The sequence below is a fragment of the Streptomyces sp. AHU1 genome (genome assembly GCF_045343905.1).
GTDB lineage: Bacteria > Actinomycetota > Actinomycetes > Streptomycetales > Streptomycetaceae > Streptomyces > Streptomyces triticiradicis.
Genome location: NZ_CP174283.1, coordinates 6,328,639 through 6,349,103 on the forward strand (window position 1 = coordinate 6,328,639; position 20,465 = coordinate 6,349,103).

Consider the following 20,465-nt stretch of genomic DNA (forward strand, 5'->3'; position numbering starts at 1 on the left):
CACGGATGAAGATTCCACGCACGACGGCCCGGACACGGCCCAGGAGGGCGCTTAGCCCTCTGACCTGCGGTTAGCTCAGTAGCCGAAGTCCTGTGTCCACCAAGGGCCGCCCTCGGCGAGGTGGACTCCGACGCCGAGCGTCTTGAAGTCGCAGTTCAGGATGTTGGCCTTGTGGCCGGGGCTGTTCATCCAGGCTTCCATCACGGCGGCCGCGTCGGCCTGGCCGCGGGCTATGTTCTCGCCGCCGAGGCTGGTTATGCCGGCCTTCGCCGCGCGGTCCCAGGGGGTGAGCCCGCCCGGGTCGGTGTGGTCGAAGAAGTCCCGCGCCGCCATGTCCTCGCTGAAGGTCCGGGCCAGGTCGGTCAGGGAGCTGTTCGCGGCCACCGGGCTGCAACCGACCTTGGCGCGCTCGTCGTTGACGAGCTTGAGCACCTCGGCCTCGGCGGCGGCCTCCGCGGACACGTTCACCGGCGACTTGGCGACCGGTGCCTTGGTCTCCTTCTTGGAAGGCTTGGAGGACCCCGGAGCCTTGGGCTCCTTCGTCTCCTTCTCCTTCTCCTTGGAGGCTCCGGCCCCCTTGCCCTGGTTGCCCTGCTCCTTCGACGGCTCCGTCGTGGTCGGCGGGGCCGCCGGCGTCGCGGAGGCCGCGGGTGCGGAGGCCGAGGGCGCGGTCGGGGTCGCGCGTCCGGAGCCACGGCTCGCCGACGTGCCCTCGCGGGCGTCCGCGTCGCCCGAGGTGCCGCCCTGCGGGGCGTCCACGTTGGAGGGCGAGCTCGCGGCCTGGATGCTGTCGGAGTTGTTGCTGCCACCGCCGAGCGCGTAGTTCTCGGCACCGGGTACGACACCGGCCGCGACGGCCACGGTACCGATGGCCATGGCCGCCGAGACGCCGAGCAGTCCGGTCTTGACCGGGCTCGGACCCTTCCGCTTGCGGTGCGAGCGGGCGGCGGAGGCCGACGGGAGATCGGCGATGGCCGCGTAGCCGTACAGGTTCTCCGGGCCGTAGCTCTCCGTGGAGGTCCCGCTCGTATCTGTGACTCCGGTGGCGCGCCCTGTGGCGGCGCGGCCGGCGTCGGAGCGTCGGTGGCGTCCCATCCTTTGGGCCTTCCTCGATCTTGAGTCAGCGATCCTCACCGGAACCTCACCCTAAAGAGTGAGTTTCTAGTGAGACTCATTGGGTCGGGACGGTACCGCATGGCGCAAGGGATGGATGTGCTCCAGGGGACATTGTCCGGTTAGCGTGCAGCCATGAACGAGGTTTCACGGCTGGTCGTCTGGGTCCGCGGACGGGTCCAAGGTGTGGGTTTCCGCTGGTTCACGCGGGCCAGGGCACTGGAGATCGGCGGGCTGAGTGGTTTTGCTCTCAATCTCGACGACGGACGTGTCCAGGTGGTCGCGGAGGGCCCCCGGGCCGGCTGTCAGAGCCTGCTCGACTGGCTCCAGGGGGACGACACGCCCGGCCGGGTGGACGGAGTCACTGAGATCTGGGACACGCCCCGGGGGATCTACGACGGCTTCGCCATCCGCTGACGGGAGCGGCCCCGAAGCCCCCGCGGAGGTGGCGTGGCGTATGCCACCGGCACCCCTCAGTAGTGGAAATGGCCTGGTGGTTGCCAAGAACGGCTCGAAGTGGCAGGCTCCCGAGGTAACGATGATCCAGACGCCCTGGGGCCCCGCCGGAGTCGTCGCGCCGCCGTTCCAGAAGCCGCGCGACAGTGGGTTGCCCGCCGATACGGGGCGTGATCGTGTTGACCGTCAAACTTTTTGGTGAGACGCTGAAAGCCCCGCGCACCTTAGCTGTTTGGCATGTGGAACGGCAGCACGACATCAGCAGTGTCAAGCATCGCGGGTGCGATTCCCTCACGACCCACACCGCTTCGGTCGGTCACTCAGTGTGGAGGACCATCCATCATGGCAAAGGCGCTTCTCGGTTACGTCGGCGGTTCCGACCCGCGACTCATTGCCGAGATGCGACGGCTCCAGCAGCGCGTCCAGGACCTCGAATCCGAGCTCGTACGGATCCAGGCCGAGAACGACGCGCTCGCGGCTGCCGCTTCTCACGACTCGCTTCTCGAGAGCATCGACGTACCCCAGGCGGAGCCTGCGCTCACCTGACCACTGCACTGCACCATGACAGCAGTGGTTGGGCAGCCCGAATCAACCGCTAAGTTGTCAGATTTGCAAGGGACGCCGTCCGGCGTCCCTTCTTTCTTTCCCCCCCAGCATCCTTCCCCCTCTTCACGTCTGGTCTGCCCTGCGCGTTCACGGGTGAAACCGCGCGTTCATGGAGTGAGACCGGCCCGAAAGGTAGAGTCCGGCGGCGTGCACCTCAAGGCCCTGACCCTGCGGGGGTTCAAGTCGTTCGCCTCCGCGACCACGTTGCGGTTCGAACCGGGCATCACCTGTGTCGTGGGCCCCAACGGATCCGGCAAGTCCAACGTCGTGGACGCGCTCAGCTGGGTCATGGGCGAGCAGGGGGCCAAGTCCCTGCGCGGCGGCAAGATGGAGGACGTCATCTTCGCCGGCACCACCGGGCGTCCGCCGCTCGGCCGTGCCGAGGTCTCCCTGACCATCGACAACTCCGACGGGGCGCTGCCCATCGAGTACGCCGAGGTCACCATCACGCGGATCATGTTCCGCAACGGCGGCAGCGAGTACCAGATCAACGGCGACACCTGCCGGCTGCTGGACATCCAGGAGCTGTTGTCCGACTCCGGCATCGGCCGTGAGATGCACGTCATCGTCGGACAGGGCCAGCTCGACTCCGTCCTGCACGCCGACCCGATGGGCCGCCGCGCCTTCATCGAGGAGGCGGCGGGCGTCCTCAAGCACCGCAAGCGCAAGGAGAAGGCGCTGCGGAAACTGGACGCCATGAAGGCGAACCTGGCCCGCGTCCAGGACCTCACCGACGAGCTGCGGCGCCAGCTGAAGCCGCTCGGCCGGCAGGCCGCCGTGGCCCGCCGCGCCGCCGTCATCCAGGCCGACCTGCGCGACGCCCGGCTGCGTCTGCTCGCCGACGACCTCGTACGTCTGCGGGGGGCGCTCCAGTCCGAGATCGCCGACGAGGCCGCGCTCAAGCAGCGCAAGGAGTCCGCCGAGGCCGAACTCAGGAAGGCGCTCCAGCGGGAGGCACTGCTGGAGGACGAGGTGCGGCAGCTGACGCCGCGTCTCCAGCGCGCGCAGCAGACCTGGTACGAACTCTCCCAGCTCGCGGAGCGGGTGCGCGGCACCGTCTCGCTGGCCGACGCGCGCGTGAAGAGCGCCACCTCGGCGCCCGCGGAGGAGCGGCGCGGGCGCGACCCGGAGGACATGGAGCGCGAGGCCGTCCGCGTCCGCGAGCAGGAGGCCGAACTGGAGGCGGCCCTGGAGGCGGCCGAGCGGGCCCTGGAGGACACCGTCGCGCACCGCGCCGAGCTGGAGCGCGAACTGACCGTCGAGGAGCGCCGCCTCAAGGACGTGGCCCGCGCGATCGCCGACCGCCGCGAGGGACTCGCCCGTCTGGGCGGCCAGGTCAACGCCGCCCGTTCGCGTGCCGCTTCCGCGCAGGCCGAGATCGACCGGCTCGCCGCCGCGCGCGACGAGGCCCAGGAGCGCGCGGTCACGGCCCAGGAGGAGTACGAGCAGCTGAAGGCCGAGGTCGACGGTCTCGACGCGGACGACGCCGACCTCGCCGAGCGGCACGAGGCGGCTAGGCGGGCCCTGTCCGACGCGGAGGCCGCGCTGAGCTCCGCCCGCGAGTCCGCCACGGCGGCCGAACGCGAGCGGGCCGCCACCCAGGCCCGCCGCGACGCCCTCGCCCTCGGCCTGCGGCGCAAGGACGGCACGGGAGTGCTGCTCGGCGCCACCGACCGGCTCACCGGGGTGCTCGGCCCCGCCGCCGGACTGCTGTCGGTCACCCCCGGTTTCGAGGTCGCGCTCGCCGCCGCCTTCGGCGCGGCGGCCGACGCCGTCGCGGTCACCACCCCCGCCTCGGCGGCGGAGGCCATCCGGCTGCTGCGCAAGCAGGACGCGGGCCGCGCGGCCCTGCTGCTCGCCGAGGCGCCCCGGGAACCCCACACGGGCACCGCACCGGCGAACGGCGCCCCCACGGGCGTACACCTCCAGGACCAGGACCAGGACCAGAGCCAAGTCCAGGGCCAGGACGGGAGCGGGGAACGGGGCGACGGGCCGCCGTACGCCGCCGACCTCGTCCGGGGCCCCGCCGAGCTGATGCCCGCCGTGCGCAGGCTGCTGCGCGGGATCGTCGTCGTCGGGACCCTGGAGGAGGCCGAGGAACTGGTCCACGCGCTGCCCGGGCTCACCGCGGTGACCGCCGAGGGCGACCTGCTCGGGACGCACTTCGCGCACGGCGGGTCCGCCGGGGCGCCCAGTCTGCTCGAGGTGCAGGCCTCCGTGGACGAGGCGACGGCCGAGATCGAGGAACTTGCCGTGCGCTGCGAGGAATTGACCGAGGCGCAGCGTCTGGCGACCGAGCTGCGCGTGCAACGGGCAGCGATCGTCGAGGAGTTGGGGGAGCGGCGGCGGGCCGCCGAACGGGAGAAGTCGGCTGTCGCGCAGCAGCTCGGACGGCTCGCGGGGCAGGCGCGGGGCGCCGCGGGCGAGGCGGAGCGCAGCACCGCCGCGGCCGTCCGCGCGCAGGAGGCGCTCGACCGGGCCGTGGCCGAGGCGGAGGAACTGGCCGAACGGCTCGCCGTGGCCGAGGAGATGCCGGTCGAGGAGGAACCCGACACCTCGGTACGGGACCGGCTCGCCGCGGACGGCGCCAACGCCCGGCAGACGGAGATGGAGGCCCGGCTCCAGGTGCGTACGCACGAGGAGCGGGTCAAGGGACTCGCCGGCCGGGCCGACTCGCTGGACCGGGCCGCCCGCGCCGAACGCGAGGCACGCGCGCGTGCCGAACAGCGCCGTGCGCGGCTCCGTCACGAGGCGTCCGTCGCCGGGGCCGTCGCCTCCGGGGCGCGCCAGCTGCTCGCGCACGTCGAGGTCTCGCTCGCCCGCGCCGAGGAGGAGCGCGACGCCGCCGACGGCGCGAAGGCCCGTCGTGAGCAGGAGCTCGTGGCCGCGCGGGGCCAGGGCCGCGATCTCAAGGCGGAGCTCGACAAGCTCACCGACTCGGTGCACCGGGGCGAGGTGCTCGGCGCCGAGAAGCGGATGCGCGTGGAGCAGCTGGAGGCGAAGGCACTGGACGAACTCGGCGTCGAGCCGGCGGGACTCGTCGCGGACTACGGTCCCGACCAGCTCGTACCGCCGTCACTGCCCGCCGAGGGCGAGGAACTGCCCGAGGACCCCGAACACCCGCGCAACCAGCCCCGGCCGTTCCACCGCGCCGAGCAGGAGAAGCGGCTCAAGTCGGCCGAACGGGCCTACCAGCAGCTCGGCAAGATCAATCCGCTGGCCCTGGAGGAGTTCGCGGCGCTGGAGGAGCGCCACAAGTTCCTCAGCGAGCAGCTGGAGGACCTCAAGAAGACGCGTGCCGACCTCCTGCAAGTGGTGAAGGAGGTCGACGAGCGCGTCGAGCAGGTCTTCACCGAGGCCTACCGGGACACCGCCCGGGAGTTCGAGGGCGTCTTCAGCCGGCTGTTCCCGGGTGGGGACGGGCGGCTGATCCTGACCGATCCCGACAACATGCTCACCACGGGTGTCGACGTGGAGGCCCGGCCGCCGGGCAAGAAGGTCAAGCGGCTCAGCCTCCTCTCCGGCGGCGAGCGGTCGCTGACCGCCGTCGCGCTCCTCGTGTCGATCTTCAAGGCGCGCCCCAGCCCGTTCTACGTGATGGACGAGGTCGAGGCGGCGCTGGACGACACCAACCTCCAGCGGCTGATCAGGATCATGCAGGAGCTGCAGGAGGCCTCCCAGCTCATCGTGATCACGCACCAGAAGCGCACGATGGAGGTCGCCGACGCGCTGTACGGCGTCTCCATGCAGGGCGACGGCGTCTCGAAGGTCATCAGCCAGCGGCTGCGCTGATCCTCACGGCCCGTCCGGCTCCGGGAGGTCCTCGCCCACGCCCTCGTCGGCGAGTTCGGCGAGCACCTCCGCGTGGCAGCGTTCGGGGACGCACCAGCAGCCGAGGCGGTGGCCGCGCAGGGCGGGGAGCCGGGCCAGCAGTTCCGGCCGCGCCAGCAGATAGGCGCGGTACATCTCGACGACCTCCTCCCGGGTGCCGTCGTGGCCCGGACGGAAGGGGCTCGCCAGCGGGGAGCCGGCCAGGTGCCAGCCGCCCCGGTGCATGGCGCGGCCGACGTACACCACATCGGCGTACGCGGGATCGTCGCGGTGACCCTTGAGGTTGACGACCGTGGTGGGCGGCATGACCGGATCCTCGTCGCCCGCGCCGTCCCGGGCAACGCGAACACGGCCGGGTTTCCACGACGGGACGAGGGGTAGCCGGGTGTGCCACGGGGCCTTCGCTGAATCATTCGGGCACTTGATGTTCAACTGTTGAACGCTATCGCGCGGACGTCTCGCCTGAAGTTCATGACTGCCCCGGGTTTGACTTCAAAACTTGAAGACATATTCTCTCCGACGTTGTTTTTGCCTTCAGGTGGTGGCCCACGTGAACCTGTGCGCCACTGGTAACCACCAGCGAAGGCTTTCGCCCCCACCCCCGGCAGCGAGGCCGGTGGCCCGAGGAGTCTTACGTGACCAGCGCATCGCAGGCACCTGTGCCAGAGGCCAGGCCGGTTCATCCCGAGCATCTCGGGCATGTCATCTTCATCGCGGCGGCGGCCGCGATGGGCGGCTTCCTGTTCGGCTACGACAGTGCCGTGATCAATGGCGCGGTCGAGGCCATCAGGGACCGTTACGACATCGGTTCCGCGGCGCTGGCCCAGGTCATCGCCATCGCCCTGATCGGCTGTGCCGTCGGCGCGGCGGCCGCCGGCCGCATGGCCGACCGCATCGGACGCATCCGCTGCATGCAGATCTCCGCGTCCCTCTTCACCGTCAGCGCGATCGGCTCGGCGCTGCCCTTCGCGCTGTGGGACCTCGCCTTCTGGCGCATCATCGGCGGGTTCGCCATCGGCATGGCCTCCGTCATCGGCCCCGCCTACATCGCCGAGGTCTCCCCGCCCGCGTACCGCGGGCGGCTCGGCTCGTTCCAGCAGGCCGCGATCGTCGTCGGCATCGCCATCTCGCAGCTCGTCAACTACGCCATCCTGAACGCCGCCGACGGCGACCAGCGCGGTCAGCTGCTGGGCGTGGAGGCCTGGCAGGTCATGCTCGGCGTCATGGTCATCCCGGCCGTCCTGTACGGGATGCTCTCCTTCGTCATCCCCGAGTCCCCGCGCTTCCTGCTCGAGGTGGGCCGCAGGGACCGCGCCCGGGAAGTGCTCGAGGAGGTCGAGGGCGACAAGATCGACCTGGACGCCCGTGTCGCCGAGATCGAGGCGGCCATGAGGCGCGAGACCAAGTCCACCTTCAAGGACCTGCTCGGCGGCAGCTTCTTCTTCCTGCCGATCGTCTGGATCGGTATCGGACTCTCGGTCTTCCAGCAGTTCGTCGGCATCAACGTCGCGTTCTACTACTCCTCGACGCTGTGGCAGTCGGTCGGCGTCGACCCGACGGACTCGTTCTTCTACTCGTTCACCACGTCGATCATCAACATCATCGGCACCGTGATCGCCATGATCTTCGTGGACCGCATCGGCCGCAAGCCGCTCGCCCTCATCGGCTCGGTGGGTATGGCCATCGGTCTCGGCCTGGAGGCCTGGGCCTTCTCCTACGACCTGGTCGACGGCAAGCTGCCGGCCACCCAGGGCTGGGTCGCCCTGATCGCCGCCCACGTCTTCGTCCTCTTCTTCGCCCTCTCCTGGGGTGTCGTCGTCTGGGTGTTCCTCGGCGAGATGTTCCCGAACCGGATCCGCGCCGCCGCGCTCGGCGTCGCCGCCTCCGCGCAGTGGATCGCCAACTGGGCCATCACCGCGAGCTTCCCGTCGCTGGCCGACTGGAACCTCTCGGCCACCTACGTGATCTACACGTGCTTCGCCGTGCTCTCCATCCCCTTCGTCCTGAAGTTCGTCAAGGAGACGAAGGGCAAGGCCCTGGAGGAGATGGGCTGACCATCCGTGTCACGGGCGGCCCCCCACGGCCGCCCGTGTGGCCGGCGGCTTCCCGCGGCCGCCGTGTCACCGGTGGCTCCCCACGGCCGCCGGTGACTCCCCCCGACTCGGGGAGGAGGGCCAAGTCCCCGCTGCCCTTCTCCCCGTACTCGTGAAGAGGGCGTGCCGCCCCGGCCCGGACCGTCAGGTCACGCGAGCCGGGGCAGCACGCTCTCGCAGAACAGCTGCAGACTCCGCCGGCCCTCTTCCACCGGCATCCCGCCGGCCAGCGGATGCAGGACGAGGTTGTCCAGGCCCTGCTCCACGCACTGGTCGGGCGTGAGGACGCGGTAGACGCCCTCGGCGCGCAGCTCCCCGACCGTCGTGGCCGCCGACCGCACCGCCGAGCGGATGTCGCCGGACTGCCAGGAGGCGTACGTCCGCGCCTCGTGCAGGAAGTGGCGGCCGTATTCGGCCCAGGCCCGGTCCGGGTCCTCGGCGATGTGCAGCAGCGGCGTCTCGGCGCCGGGCATCATGGTCCAGCCCTCGGTGCCGTACTCGATGAGCCGCTCCTTGTAATAGGCCTCCAGCTCGGGCAGGTGCGCGCTCGGGAAGAACGGCAGTCCGAGCCGGGCGGCGCGCCGGGCCGCGGCCCTGGAGGAGCCGCCCACCAGCAGCAGGGGGTGCGGGTCCGAGAACGGGCGCGGGGTGACCCGTACCGTGCGGCCCCGGTAGGTGAACTCCTCGCCGGTCCACGCCTTCAGCACCGTCTCCAGGAGCTCGTCCTGGAGCTTGCCGCGCCGTTTCCAGTCGACGTCGAACTGCGCGTACTCCTCGGGCCGGTAGCCGATGCCGGCCACGGTCACCAGCCGGCCGCCGCTGAGCAGGTCGAGCACGGCGATGTCCTCGGCGAGGCGCAGTGGATCGTGCAGCGGGCCGATGATCGCGGAGACGGTGACCGCGATGCGCCGGGTCGCTCCGAAGACGGCGGCCGCGAAGGCGAAGGGCGAGGGCAGCCAGTTGTTCGCGACCCCGTGGTGTTCCTCGGTCTGCACCGTGGTGATTCCGCGGTCGTCGGCGTACGCGGCCATCTCGACGGCGGCCCGGTAGCGGGCGCCGAGCGAGGCGGGGGTGGCGTCGGGTTCGACGAGGTTGAAGCGCACGACCGTCACGGGCATGGGGAGCCCCCCTTCGTGTGTGGAGGAGGACGGTAACTGACGGAGCGTCAGACAGCCATAGGCGCGCGACCGCCGCGAGGCCGCGACACGGGACGGTTCCCTTCACGGGGCCGGGTCAGAGGCGCGGGCCCTTCGCGGGGCCGGGTCAGAGGCGTGGGCCCTTCGCGGGGCCGGGTCAGAGGCGTGGGCCCTTCGCGCGGCCACGGCGGGCGGACCCGGACGCCACGTGCGTACGGCGTCCGCACCGCGCACGCGCGGCAGGGGCGGCACGGGGGCGACGGTGACGGCGACCGTGCCCCCGGTCCACCGCGCGGACCATGCCCCGCACCGGCCCGCCCTGCCCGGAGGCGCCCCCGTGCCCGCACGGTCGGGTGACGCCGCGCGAAGGCGCCCGCGCTCACCGTGCGGCTGGGTGACGCCGCGCCTTGGAGGTGCCCCCGCACTTGTACCGGTCGGGTGACGCCGCGCGAAGGCGCCCGCGCTCACCGTGCGGCTGGGTGACGCCGCGCCTTGGAGGTGCCCCCGCACTTGTACCGGTCGGGTGACGCCGCGCGAAGGCGCCCGCGCTCACCGTGCGGCTGGGTGACGCCGCGCCTTGGAGGTGCCCCCGCATCTGTACGGGGCCGGGCGATGCCGCGCGGAGGTGCCCCGCACCTGTACGGCCGGGCGATGCCGCGCCCGGAGGTGCCCCCGTGCCCGCACGGCCGGGTGGTGTCCTGCTCGGCGGTGCTCATGACGACCGTGCCCGGGGTGGCGCCGCGCGCACCTCCGCTCGCTTTCTGCCCGCTCGCGTCCTGCGCGGGAGAGCGGTCCCGGGGGAGGTGTCGCGGCTCCGTTCGGAGGCTTCCCGGAGGCGGCCGGCCGGGCGCCGGACCGGCCCGGCCGACGGGGCGCGCGGCCCCGCGCGGACAACGGCTGGCTGGACATGAGGTCACGCATACTGGACCCGTTATGGAAACCATCATCCTTGCTGTAGTCATCGCCGTAGTGGTGATCGCCGCGCTCGGTGGGCTCGTCGTCGGCAGTCGCAAGCGGAAGCAGCTGCCCCCGCCGCCCCCCGCCGCCCCCGACATCACCGCCCCCCCGGCCGAACCGCACGTCGGCGACGAGGCCGAGACGCCGCGCGAAGAACCGCGCCGCCCTCTGGAGGAGGTGGACCTCCCCGACGGCTCGGCCGGCCCGTCGGTCGTCGTCGAGGAACCCCCGGCCGCCCCCCAGATCGAGATCCCGGAACCGACCGCCGGCCGTCTGGTGCGCCTGCGCACCCGGCTCTCCCGCTCGCAGAACGCGCTCGGCAAGGGGCTGCTCACGCTGCTCTCGCGCGAGCACCTCGACGACGAGACCTGGGAGGAGATCGAGGACACCCTGCTCGTCGCCGACGTCGGCGTGCAGCCCACCCAGGAACTGGTCGACAGTCTGCGCGAGCGCGTGAAGGTGCTCGGCACCCGTACCCCGGCGGAGCTGCGCGGCCTGCTCCGCGAGGAGCTGCTCAAGCTGGTCGGCACCGACGTCGACCGCACGGTCAGGACCGAGCCCGAGGACCGCAAGCCGGGCATCGTGATGGTCGTCGGCGTCAACGGCACCGGCAAGACCACCACCACCGGCAAGCTCGCCCGCGTGCTCGTGGCCGACGGCCGCACGGTCGTGCTCGGCGCCGCCGACACCTTCCGCGCCGCCGCCGCCGACCAGCTCCAGACCTGGGGCGAGCGCGTCGGCGCCCACACCGTGCGCGGGCCGGAGGCGGGCGACCCCGCCTCCGTCGCCTTCGACGCGGTGAAGGAGGGCAAGGAGATGGGGGTCGACGTGGTCCTCATCGACACCGCCGGCCGGCTCCACACCAAGACCGGTCTCATGGACGAGCTCGGCAAGGTCAAGCGCGTCGTGGAGAAGCACGCCCCGCTCGACGAGGTGCTGCTCGTCCTCGACGCGACCACCGGCCAGAACGGTCTGGTGCAGGCGCGCGTGTTCGCCGAGGTCGTGGACATCACCGGCATCGTGCTGACCAAGCTCGACGGCACGGCGAAGGGCGGCATCGTCGTCGCGGTGCAGCGCGAGCTGGGCGTCCCGGTCAAGCTGATCGGGCTCGGCGAGGGCGCGGACGACCTGGCGCCGTTCGAGCCGGCCGCGTTCGTCGACGCCCTCATCGGCGACTGACCACCCGTATGAACGCGTAGGCGCACGAGGAAGCGCCGGCGGCTCAGGCCCGTGAGCGGTGCGCCACGTAGGCGAGGGTGCCCAGCAGCAGCCGGGCCGGCGGCGGCTTCGTGGCGGAGTCGAGGACGGGGGAGCGCAGCCAGCGGACCGGGCCGAGGCCCGCGCGGTCGGAGGGAGGGGCGGTGATGTACGTGCCCGGTCCCAGGCCGTGCAGGTCGAGGGAGGCGTCGTCCCAGCCCATGCGGTAGAGCAGCTCGGGAAGTTCGGCGGCGGAACCGGGGGAGACGAAGAAGTGGGCACGGCCGTCCGCGGTGGCCGTGACGGGACCGAGCGGCACACCCATGCGCTCCAGGCGGACGAGCGCGCGGCGTCCGGCCGCCTCGGCCACCTCGATCACGTCGAAGGCCCGGCCGACGGGCAGCATCACCGCGGCGCCGGGGAAGCCGGCCCAGACGCCGGTCGCCTCGTCCAGCGTGGTGCCCGCCGGGATCGTCGGGGCGAAGGCCAGGGGGTGCGCGCCCGGCACCGGGCAGTCGGCCCGGCCGCACGAGCACGCCCCCGCGGCGGCTCGGGCACCCGGGACGACGTCCCATCCCCACAGTCCGGTGAACGCGGCGACGGCGGTGCCCTCCGACGGGCGGCCGCGGCGACGAGCACCGGTCCGGATCTCGCGCATCGCCCGACTACTGCCGATCGTGAAGCCCATGCCCCCTCCAACGGGTCCGATGCGCCCGTGGTTACGTGACGAAACCGGATTGTCACCCTCTGTTCCTGGCTGCCCGGTATCGCGCGATCCAGACGGCGCCTTGCGGTGCGTGGGGTGGTGCACCCGGCTCCGTGCGCCCTGGAGTGCGTTTCTCCGCCCACCCGTGGTCGTCCTGTGTCAAGTGAATCGCGAGAGGGGCGACTGGAGTTCATTCGAAGGGGTGGCGAATGGTGGCGTTTCAGGGATCGCCATGGTTGGACGCGTGATCGTCGGATTACTTTGTGTGCACGAGTCCTGGGGTTTTGTTTACTCGTGAGTATGCCAAGGGCAAGCCGGGTTCCCGTTCGAAGGGTGTGAACTACCGGACACGCGGCCGCATTTACCGGCATTCTGATAGGGCTTGGCGCAGAGCGGCGACAAGTGTTCTCGGGGAGTGGGGGCGTTCCAGTGGGCGGCAACGGCGGAGGCGGGACGAACGCTGACAAGCGCCCCAACGAGCTTCTCGGCTCGTGGTTCGTGCGCAGCGGCTGGTCGAAGGGCGAGCTGGCGCGCCAGGTGAACCGCAGGGCCCGCCAGCTGGGGGCCAACCACATCTCGACGGACACCTCGCGGGTGCGCCGCTGGCTGGACGGGGAGAACCCGCGCGAGCCGATCCCGCGGATCCTGTCCGAGCTGTTCTCCGAGCGGTTCGGCTGTGTCGTCGCCGTGGAGGACCTCGGTCTGCGCGCGGCCCACCAGGCACCCTCCGTGTCCGGCATCGACCTGCCGTGGACCGGCCCCCAGACCGTCGCGCTGATCAGCGAGTACTCGCGCAGCGACCTGATGCTGGCGCGGCGCGGGTTCCTCGGCAGTTCGCTGGGGCTCTCCGCGGGCCCCGCCCTCATCGAACCCATGCAGCGCTGGCTCGTCCCCACGCCCCCGGCGCCGTACGAGACGTCCGAACCGCCGGTCTCGACGCGCCGCGGCGGCAAGCTCTCCCAGCCCGAGCTGGACCTCCTGGAGTCCACCACCGTGATGTTCCGTCAGTGGGACGCCCAGTGCGGCGGCGGACTGCGCCGCAAGGCCGTCGTCGGCCAGTTGCACGAGGTGACGGACCTCCTCCAGGAGCCGCAGCCCGCCGCCACCGCCAGGCGCCTGTTCAAGGTCGCCGCCGAACTGGCCGAACTGGCGGGCTGGATGAGCTACGACGTGGGCCTCCAGCCCACCGCGCAGAAGTACTTCGTGCTCGCCCTGCACGCCTCGAAGGAGGCGGGCGACAAACCGCTCGGCTCGTACATCCTCTCCAGCATGAGCCGTCAGATGATCCACCTCGGGCGGCCCGAGGACGCGCTGGAACTGATCCACCTCGCCCAGTACGGCAGCCGCGACTGCGCGAGCCCGCGCACCCAGTCGATGCTGTATGCGATGGAGGCCCGCGCCTACGCCAACATGGGCCAGCCCGGAAAGTGCAAGCGGGCCGTCCGCATGGCCGAGGACACCTTCGCCGACGTGCACGAGTGGGACGACCCGGACCCCGACTGGATCCGCTTCTTCTCCCAGGCCGAGCTGTACGGCGAGAACTCGCACTCCTACCGCGACCTGGCCTACGTCGCCGGGCGCAGCCCCACGTACGCCTCCATGGCCGAACCCCTGATGCGGGAGGCGGTCGACCGTTTCGGCAAGGACCCCGAGCACCAGCGGTCGTACGCGCTCAACCTCATCGGCATGGCCACCGTGCACCTCCTGCAGCGCGAGCCCGAGCAGGGTGCGGTCCTGGCCAAGGAGGCCCTGAGGGTCGGCAAGAAGGTGCGCTCCGAGCGCGTCAACACTCGTATCCGAAAGACGGTCGACACCGCGGTCCGTGACTTCGGGGACCTCGCCGAGGTCATCGACCTCACCGACCAGCTGGCCGTCGACCTGCCCGAGACCGCCGAGGCGGTCTGACACCCGGCCGCGGAAGCGGCCCCACCCGGTACCCCGGCCACGGTCGGCCGTCCCGAACTGCCCGACTCGGCTCCCCCATGCCAGGTCATCGGACGGCCGGCCGTGGCCGGTTCCGCTGTGCGCGGTCCCGGCCGGCGCCGCTCCCGCGGAGACCACCGGCCGCCGCGGGGACGTCCCCGCGGCGCCAGGACCGGCCCCGCCCCGGACGCCGTGAGCGCCCGGCAGGAGATTGCGTCACGATAACGATCGCTTCGACCGCAATCAGGCAGTTCATGAACGCGTAACACGCGGAGCGCCTTCGTCACTGGTGCGAAACATCGAGGGGCGTCCACGGAAACGGCGCTGCGTCAATCTCATGGCGCATAACCGGCCCACCCCTCACGACCCACTCAGGCTTCGCCCGCACGGGGCCGTACCAACGACGAGGAGACGCCGATGGCACCAGCCATCACCCTTGCCGCAGAGGCACCCAAGCTGTCTGCCGCCAACACAGGGTTCATGCTCATCTGTTCCGCCCTGGTCCTCATCATGACCCCGGGTCTCGCCTTCTTCTACGGAGGCATGGTCCGCGTCAAGAGCACGCTCAACATGCTGATGATGAGCTTCATCAGCATGGGGATCGTCACCATCCTGTGGGTGCTGTACGGCTTCTCCCTCGCCTTCGGCACGGACAAGGGATCGTTCATCGGCTGGACCTCGGACTGGGTCGGCCTCAGCAACATCGGCCTGACCGAGCTCTGGGACGGCTACACCATCCCGGTGTTCGTCTTCATGGTCTTCCAGCTGATGTTCGCGATCATCACGCCCGCCCTGATAAGCGGCGCCCTCGCCGACCGGGTGAAGTTCACGGCGTGGTCGCTGTTCATCACGCTGTGGGCCACGCTCGTCTACTTCCCGGTCGCCCACTGGGTCTGGGGCGCCGGCGGCTGGGCCTTCGAGCTCGGCGTGATCGACTTCGCCGGTGGTACGGCGGTCCACATCAACGCGGGCGCCGCGGCGCTCGGCGTGATCCTGGTCATCGGCAAGCGCGTCGGCTTCAAGAAGGACCCGATGCGCCCGCACAGCCTCCCGCTGGTGATGCTCGGCTCCGGTCTGCTGTGGTTCGGCTGGTTCGGATTCAACGCCGGCTCGTGGCTCGGCAACGACGACGGCGTCGGCGCGCTGATGTTCGTCAACACCCAGATCGCCACCGCGGCCGCCATGCTGGCCTGGCTCCTCTACGAGAAGATCCGGCACGGCGCGTTCACCACGCTGGGCGCCGCCTCCGGCGCGGTCGCCGGTCTGGTCGCCATCACCCCGTCCGGCGGCGCGGTCTCCCCGCTCGGCGCCATCGCGGTCGGCGCCATCGCCGGTGTCCTGTGCGCCATGGCCGTCGGCCTGAAGTACAAGCTCAACTACGACGACTCGCTCGACGTCGTCGGCGTCCACCTCGTCGGCGGTGTCATCGGCTCCCTGCTGATCGGCCTCTTCGCCAGCGGCCACGGCCAGTCGACGGTCGAGGGCCTCTTCTACGGCGGCGGCCTGACCCAGTTCTGGAAGCAGTGCGCCGGTGTCTTCGCCGTCCTCGGCTACTCCCTGGTCGTCTCCGCGATCCTCGCCTTCGTCATCGACAAGACCCTCGGCATGCGGGTCACCGAGGACGAGGAGATCACCGGCATCGACCAGGCCGAGCACGCCGAGACCGCATACGACTTCAGCGGCGCCGGTGGCGGCGCCGCCCGGACCGCCGTGCCCGCCCCGGCCGACACGGACGCCAAGAAGGTGGACGCATGAAGCTCATCACCGCCGTCGTGAAGCCCCACCGGCTCGACGAGATCAAAGAGGCACTGCAGGCCTTCGGGGTCCACGGACTGACGGTCACCGAGGCGAGCGGCTACGGTCGGCAGCGGGGACACACCGAGGTGTACCGCGGCGCCGAGTACACGGTCGACCTCGTACCCAAGATCCGCATCGAGGTCCTGGTCGAGGACGACGACGCCGAACAGCTCGTCGACGTCGTCGTGAAGGCGGCCCGTACCGGCAAGATCGGTGACGGCAAGGTGTGGTCCGTCCCGGTCGACACGGCCGTCCGGGTCCGTACCGGCGAGCGCGGCCCCGACGCGCTCTGACGGGCCGGCCCGTACGAACAGGAAAGACAGGAGTCGCTGGGTGACGAGCACGGACACGCGAGTGGAAGCAGAGGACTCGGGACCCAGCGGCTACGCGGCGGCCCGGCTGCGCCTCCTCCAGGAGGGGGCGCGGTCCGGGCCGCCGCGCCGTACGGCCCTCGCGGAACTGACGGACGACTGGCTGACCGGCCTGTTCACCGCCGGGACCCAGGGCCTGCGCGGGGTCTCCCTCGTCGCCGTCGGCGGCTACGGCCGCGGCGAGCTCTCCCCCCGCAGCGATCTCGACCTGCTCCTCCTGCACGACGGCTCCGACTCCGGCGCCGTCGCCGCCCTCGCCGACCGCCTCTGGTACCCGGTGTGGGACCTGGGTCTCGACCTCGACCACTCGGTCCGCACCCCGGCCGAGGCCCGCAGGACCGCCGCCGAGGACCTCAAGGTCCAGCTCGGCCTCCTCGACGCCCGGCACATCGCCGGCGACCTCGGCCTCACCGCCGGACTGCGCACCGCCGTCCTCGCCGACTGGCGCAACCAGGCGCCCAAGCGGCTGCCCGAACTCCAGGAACTGTGCGCCGAGCGCGCCGAACGCCAGGGCGAACTGCAGTACCTCCTCGAACCCGACCTGAAGGAGGCTCGCGGCGGACTGCGCGACGCCGTCGCCCTGCGCGCCGTCGCCGCCTCCTGGCTCGCCGACGCGCCCCGCGAAGGCCTCGCCGACGCCCGCCGCAGGCTCCTCGACGTCCGCGACGCCCTGCACCTCGCCACCGGCCGCGCCACCGACCGCCTCGCCCTCCAGGAGCAGGACCAGGTCGCCGCCGGACTCGGCCTGCTGGACGCCGACACCCTGCTGCGCCAGGTGTACGAGGCCGCGCGCGTCGTGTCGTACGCCAGTGACGTCACCTGGCGCGAGGTCGGACGCGTCCTGCGCTCGCGCGCCGTACGCCCGCGGCTGCGCGCCATGCTGGGCGGCGGCAGGCCCGTCGCCGAACGCTCCCCCCTCGCCGAGGGCGTGGTCGAACAGGACGGCGAGGTCGTGCTCGCCCGCGCCGCCCGTCCTGAACGCGACCCCGTGCTCCCGCTGCGCGCCGCTGCCGCCGCCGCGCAGGCGGACCTCCCGCTCTCCCTGCACGCCGTACGGCGCATGGCCGCCGCCGCGCGTCCCCTTCCCACGCCCTGGCCGGCCGAGGCCCGCGAACAGCTCGTCACCCTCCTCGGCTCGGGCCGCCCGACCATCGAGGTCTGGGAGGCGCTGGAGGCGGAGGGGCTGATCACCCGGCTGCTGCCCGACTGGGAGCGGGTGCGCTGCCGGCCGCAGCGCAACGCCGTCCACATCTGGACCGTCGACCGCCACCTCATCGAGACGGCCGTCCGCGCCTCCGAACTGACCCGCCGCGTCGGCCGCCCCGACCTCCTCCTCGTCGCCGCCCTGCTGCACGACATCGGCAAGGGCTGGCCCGGCGACCACTCCGTGGCCGGCGAGATCATCGCCCGTGACGTGGCCGCCCGCATCGGCTTCGACCGCGTGGACGTCGCGGTGCTCGCCACCCTCGTACGCCACCATCTGCTGCTCGTCGACACCGCGACCCGGCGCGACCTGGAGGACCCGGCCACCGTCCGCTCGGTCGCCGAGGCCGTCGGCTCCCAGGGCACCCTGGAACTGCTGCACGCGCTCACCGAGGCGGACGCGCTCGCCACCGGGCCCGCCGCCTGGTCCTCCTGGCGCGGCTCCCTCGTGGCCGACCTGGTCAAACGGGTCTCGGCCGTGCTCTCCGGGGACGCACCCGAGGAACCCGAGGCCGCCGCGCCGACCGCCGAGATGGAACGCCTCGCCATCGAGGCCTTCCGCACCGGCGGACCCGTCCTCGCCCTGCGGGCCCAGACGGAACCCCTCGACACCGAGGCCGGATCCGACACCGACCCGGAGGACCCGGAGCCGCTCGGTGTGGAACTCCTCATCGCCGTCCCCGACCAGCCCGGCGTGCTCCCCTCGGTGGCCGGCGTCCTCGCCGTGCACCGGCTGACCGTCCGCACCGCCGAACTGCGCGCCCTGGACCTGCCCGACGGTGTCGAGGGCTCGGTCCTGCTGCTCAACTGGCGCGTCGCCGCCGAGTACGGCTCCCTGCCGCAGGCCGCCCGGCTGCGCGCCGACCTCGTACGCGCCCTGGACGGTTCCCTCGACATCGCCGCCCGCCTCGCCGAGCGCGACGCCGCCTACCCGCGCCGCCGGGGCGTCGTCGCGCCCCCGGCCCGGGTGACCGTCGCGCCCGCGGCCTCCCGCCTGGCCACGGTCATCGAGGTCCGCGCCCACGACGCCCCGGGCCTGCTGCACCGCATCGGACGGGCCCTGGAGACGGCACGGGTGCGGGTACGGAGCATGCACGTCTCCACGCTCGGCGCGAACGCCGTGGACGCCTTCTACGTGACGGGCACGAAGGGGGAGCCCCTGCCGGGGGAGGAGGCGGCCTCGGTGGCGCGGACCCTGGAGGAGGCGCTGCGGGCGTGACCCGTGGTGGGGACTCCCCGGCGAGCGGATGTGATCTCCGCGACCCGGGGAGCCGTTCCGTCGTCCGAAGGCCGTCCGGCGGGGACGCGGACCCCGTTCCCGCTCGCCGAATGCGGTGTGCGGGGACGAATCGCTTGCGGGGGCGGATACCCTGGAGGGCAGCCCGAAACGACCCCGACTCCGAGGACCGAAGCCACCGTGTTCGATACCCTCTCCGACCGCCTCAGCGCGACGTTCAAAAACCTCCGCGGCAAGGGGCGCCTCAGTGAGGCGGACATCGACGCCACGGCCCGCGAGATCCGCATCGCGCTCCTCGAAGCCGACGTCGCCCTGCCCGTCGTCCGCACGTTCATCAAGAACGTCAAGGAGCGGGCGATGGGGAGTGAGGTCTCCCGGGCCCTCAACCCCGCCCAGCAGGTCCTGAAGATCGTCAACGACGAGCTCGTCACGATCCTCGGCGGTGAGACCCGCCGACTCCGGTTCGCCAAGAACCCGCCCACCGTGATCATGCTCGCGGGCCTCCAGGGCGCGGGCAAGACCACGCTCGCCGGAAAGCTCGGCAAGTGGCTCAAGGACCAGGGCCACTCCCCGATCCTCGTCGCCGCCGACCTCCAGCGTCCCAACGCGGTGAACCAGCTCAGCGTCGTCGCCGAGCGCGCGGGCGTCGCCGTCTACGCCCCCGAGCCGGGCAACGGCGTCGGCGACCCGGTCAAGGTCGCCAAGGACTCCATCGAGTTCGCCAAGGCCAAGGTCCACGACGTCGTGATCGTGGACACCGCCGGCCGCCTCGGCATCGACCAGGAGCTGATGCAGCAGGCCGCGGACATCCGCGACGCCGTCAGCCCCGACGAGATCCTCTTCGTCGTCGACGCGATGATCGGTCAGGACGCGGTCAACACGGCCGAGGCCTTCCGCGACGGCGTCGGCTTCGACGGCGTGGTGCTCTCCAAGCTCGACGGTGACGCCCGCGGTGGCGCCGCCCTGTCGATCCGGCAGATCACCGGCAAGCCGATCATGTTCGCCTCGAACGGCGAGAAGCTCGACGACTTCGACGCCTTCCACCCGGACCGGATGGCCTCCCGCATCCTCGACATGGGTGACCTCCTCACCCTGATCGAGCAGGCGGAGAAGACGTTCAGCCAGGAAGAGGCCGAGAAGATGGCCTCCAAGCTGGCGTCCAAGAAGGGCCAGGACTTCACCCTGGACGACTTCCTGGCCCAGATGGAGCAGGTCCGGAAGATGGGCAGCATCAGCAAGCTGCTCGGCATGCTCCCGGGCATGGGCCAGATCAAGGACCAGATCAACAACCTGGACGAGCGGGACGTCGACCGCGTCGGCGCGATCATCAAGTCGATGACCCCGGGCGAGCGTCAGGACCCGACGATCATCAACGGCTCGCGCCGCGCCCGTATCGCCAAGGGCTCCGGCGTCGAGGTCAGCGCCGTCAAGGGCCTGGTCGAGCGCTTCTTCGAGGCCCGCAAGATGATGTCCCGCATGGCCCAGGGCGGCGGGATGCCGGGCATGCCGGGGATGCCGGGCATGGGCGGCGGCCCCGGCCGCACGAAGAAGAAGCCGAAGGTGGCCAAGGGCAAGCAGCGCTCCGGCAACCCGATGAAGCGCAGGCAGCAGGAGGAAGAGGAGGCCGCTCGCCGCGAGGCGGGCGCGCAGGGCGGCAACGCCTTCGGCCTCCCGCAGCAGAACGCCCAGGACAACTTCGAGCTGCCGGACGAGTTCAAGAAGTTCATGGGCTGACGCCCGGGAACGGCCTCCCGTCCTGTACGGGGGCGCCGTCGTGACGCCCGCTGGGGGCGCTCCTCACCACGAGGGGCGCCCCCAGCGGCATGACCGCGGGTGCCG

General features: G+C 71.7%; 14 protein-coding genes. 10 read left to right on the forward strand and 4 right to left on the reverse strand.

Annotation, left to right across the window (positions count from 1 at the left end):
• Nucleotides 1-75: 75 nt before the first annotated feature.
• Nucleotides 76-1,095 carry a CAP domain-containing protein gene (locus ACICHK_RS28285; RefSeq protein ID WP_406839057.1) on the reverse strand — a complete coding sequence of 340 codons (1,020 nt, stop codon included), beginning with the start codon at nt 1,093-1,095 and terminating at the stop codon, nt 76-78.
• Between the two features lie 153 nt (nt 1,096-1,248).
• Here ACICHK_RS28285 and ACICHK_RS28290 point away from each other — a divergent pair, with 153 nt between their 5' ends.
• From ACICHK_RS28290 to smc, 3 genes are all read left to right on the forward strand, one after another.
• Nucleotides 1,249-1,530 (forward strand): acylphosphatase, encoded by a 282-nt coding sequence (locus ACICHK_RS28290; protein ID WP_361683156.1) that lies wholly within the window; start codon nt 1,249-1,251, stop codon nt 1,528-1,530.
• 381 nt (nt 1,531-1,911) lie between these two features.
• Nucleotides 1,912-2,115, forward strand: a complete 204-nt coding sequence (locus ACICHK_RS28295; RefSeq protein WP_028802434.1) for a hypothetical protein — start codon at nt 1,912-1,914, stop codon at nt 2,113-2,115.
• A gap of 207 nt (nt 2,116-2,322) precedes the next feature.
• On the forward strand, nt 2,323-5,967 hold the full coding sequence (gene smc, locus ACICHK_RS28300; RefSeq protein ID WP_406839058.1) for a chromosome segregation protein SMC: 3,645 nt from the start codon (nt 2,323-2,325) through the stop codon (nt 5,965-5,967).
• A 3-nt stretch (nt 5,968-5,970) separates the two neighbouring features.
• Here smc and ACICHK_RS28305 read toward each other — a convergent pair whose 3' ends face one another.
• Nucleotides 5,971-6,312 (reverse strand): DUF4326 domain-containing protein, encoded by a 342-nt coding sequence (locus tag ACICHK_RS28305; RefSeq protein ID WP_151472149.1) that lies wholly within the window; start codon nt 6,310-6,312, stop codon nt 5,971-5,973.
• A gap of 329 nt (nt 6,313-6,641) precedes the next feature.
• Between ACICHK_RS28305 and ACICHK_RS28310 the strand changes: the two genes are divergently transcribed.
• Nucleotides 6,642-8,060, forward strand: coding sequence for a sugar porter family MFS transporter (locus ACICHK_RS28310; protein ID WP_406839059.1), 1,419 nt, complete (start codon nt 6,642-6,644; stop codon nt 8,058-8,060).
• A gap of 188 nt (nt 8,061-8,248) precedes the next feature.
• Here ACICHK_RS28310 and ACICHK_RS28315 read toward each other — a convergent pair whose 3' ends face one another.
• Nucleotides 8,249-9,217: an LLM class flavin-dependent oxidoreductase gene (locus ACICHK_RS28315; protein ID WP_406839060.1), complete on the reverse strand. Its 969-nt coding sequence runs from the start codon at nt 9,215-9,217 to the stop codon at nt 8,249-8,251.
• 951 nt (nt 9,218-10,168) lie between these two features.
• Between ACICHK_RS28315 and ftsY the strand changes: the two genes are divergently transcribed.
• Entirely contained in the window at nt 10,169-11,371 is a 1,203-nt protein-coding gene (gene ftsY / locus ACICHK_RS28320; protein WP_151472152.1) for a signal recognition particle-docking protein FtsY, read from the forward strand.
• A 43-nt stretch (nt 11,372-11,414) separates the two neighbouring features.
• On the opposite strand, the gene ACICHK_RS28325 is transcribed toward ftsY, so the two are convergent.
• The gene (locus ACICHK_RS28325; RefSeq protein ID WP_406839061.1) at nt 11,415-12,077 is read right to left on the reverse strand and encodes a bifunctional DNA primase/polymerase; all 663 of its coding nucleotides are present in this window, start codon (nt 12,075-12,077) and stop codon (nt 11,415-11,417) included.
• 447 nt (nt 12,078-12,524) lie between these two features.
• On the opposite strand from ACICHK_RS28325, the gene ACICHK_RS28330 reads away from it, so the two are divergent.
• The 5 genes from ACICHK_RS28330 (at nt 12,525) to ffh (ending at nt 20,360) form a co-directional block, all read left to right on the forward strand.
• Complete coding sequence (locus ACICHK_RS28330) at nt 12,525-14,000, forward strand: hypothetical protein (protein ID WP_406839062.1); 1,476 nt, start codon at nt 12,525-12,527, stop codon at nt 13,998-14,000.
• A 435-nt stretch (nt 14,001-14,435) separates the two neighbouring features.
• Nucleotides 14,436-15,773: an ammonium transporter gene (locus tag ACICHK_RS28335; RefSeq protein ID WP_406839063.1), complete on the forward strand. Its 1,338-nt coding sequence runs from the start codon at nt 14,436-14,438 to the stop codon at nt 15,771-15,773.
• Nucleotides 15,770-16,108: a P-II family nitrogen regulator gene (locus ACICHK_RS28340; RefSeq protein WP_037625082.1), complete on the forward strand. Its 339-nt coding sequence runs from the start codon at nt 15,770-15,772 to the stop codon at nt 16,106-16,108. The genes ACICHK_RS28335 and ACICHK_RS28340 overlap by 4 nt, the downstream gene beginning before the upstream one ends.
• Before the next feature lie 40 nt (nt 16,109-16,148).
• The gene (locus ACICHK_RS28345; protein ID WP_406839064.1) at nt 16,149-18,608 is read left to right on the forward strand and encodes a [protein-PII] uridylyltransferase; all 2,460 of its coding nucleotides are present in this window, start codon (nt 16,149-16,151) and stop codon (nt 18,606-18,608) included.
• A gap of 198 nt (nt 18,609-18,806) precedes the next feature.
• A complete protein-coding gene (gene ffh, locus ACICHK_RS28350; protein WP_151472157.1) occupies nt 18,807-20,360 on the forward strand; it encodes a signal recognition particle protein in 1,554 nt (517 codons plus the stop codon).
• Nucleotides 20,361-20,465 lie beyond the last annotated feature (105 nt).

What these genes read in the sequence shown, in the direction of transcription:
- ACICHK_RS28285 (WP_406839057.1), bottom strand. Translation starts at nt 1,095, where the DNA reads ATGGGACGCCACCGACGCTCCGACGCCGGCCGCGCCGCCACAGGGCGC.
- ACICHK_RS28290 (WP_361683156.1), top strand. Translation starts at nt 1,249, where the DNA reads ATGAACGAGGTTTCACGGCTGGTCGTCTGGGTCCGCGGACGGGTCCAA.
- ACICHK_RS28295 (WP_028802434.1), top strand. Translation starts at nt 1,912, where the DNA reads ATGGCAAAGGCGCTTCTCGGTTACGTCGGCGGTTCCGACCCGCGACTC.
- ACICHK_RS28305 (WP_151472149.1), bottom strand. Translation starts at nt 6,312, where the DNA reads ATGCCGCCCACCACGGTCGTCAACCTCAAGGGTCACCGCGACGATCCC.
- ACICHK_RS28315 (WP_406839060.1), bottom strand. Translation starts at nt 9,217, where the DNA reads ATGCCCGTGACGGTCGTGCGCTTCAACCTCGTCGAACCCGACGCCACC.
- ftsY (WP_151472152.1), top strand. Translation starts at nt 10,169, where the DNA reads ATGGAAACCATCATCCTTGCTGTAGTCATCGCCGTAGTGGTGATCGCC.
- ACICHK_RS28325 (WP_406839061.1), bottom strand. Translation starts at nt 12,077, where the DNA reads ATGGGCTTCACGATCGGCAGTAGTCGGGCGATGCGCGAGATCCGGACC.
- ACICHK_RS28335 (WP_406839063.1), top strand. Translation starts at nt 14,436, where the DNA reads ATGGCACCAGCCATCACCCTTGCCGCAGAGGCACCCAAGCTGTCTGCC.
- ACICHK_RS28340 (WP_037625082.1), top strand. Translation starts at nt 15,770, where the DNA reads ATGAAGCTCATCACCGCCGTCGTGAAGCCCCACCGGCTCGACGAGATC.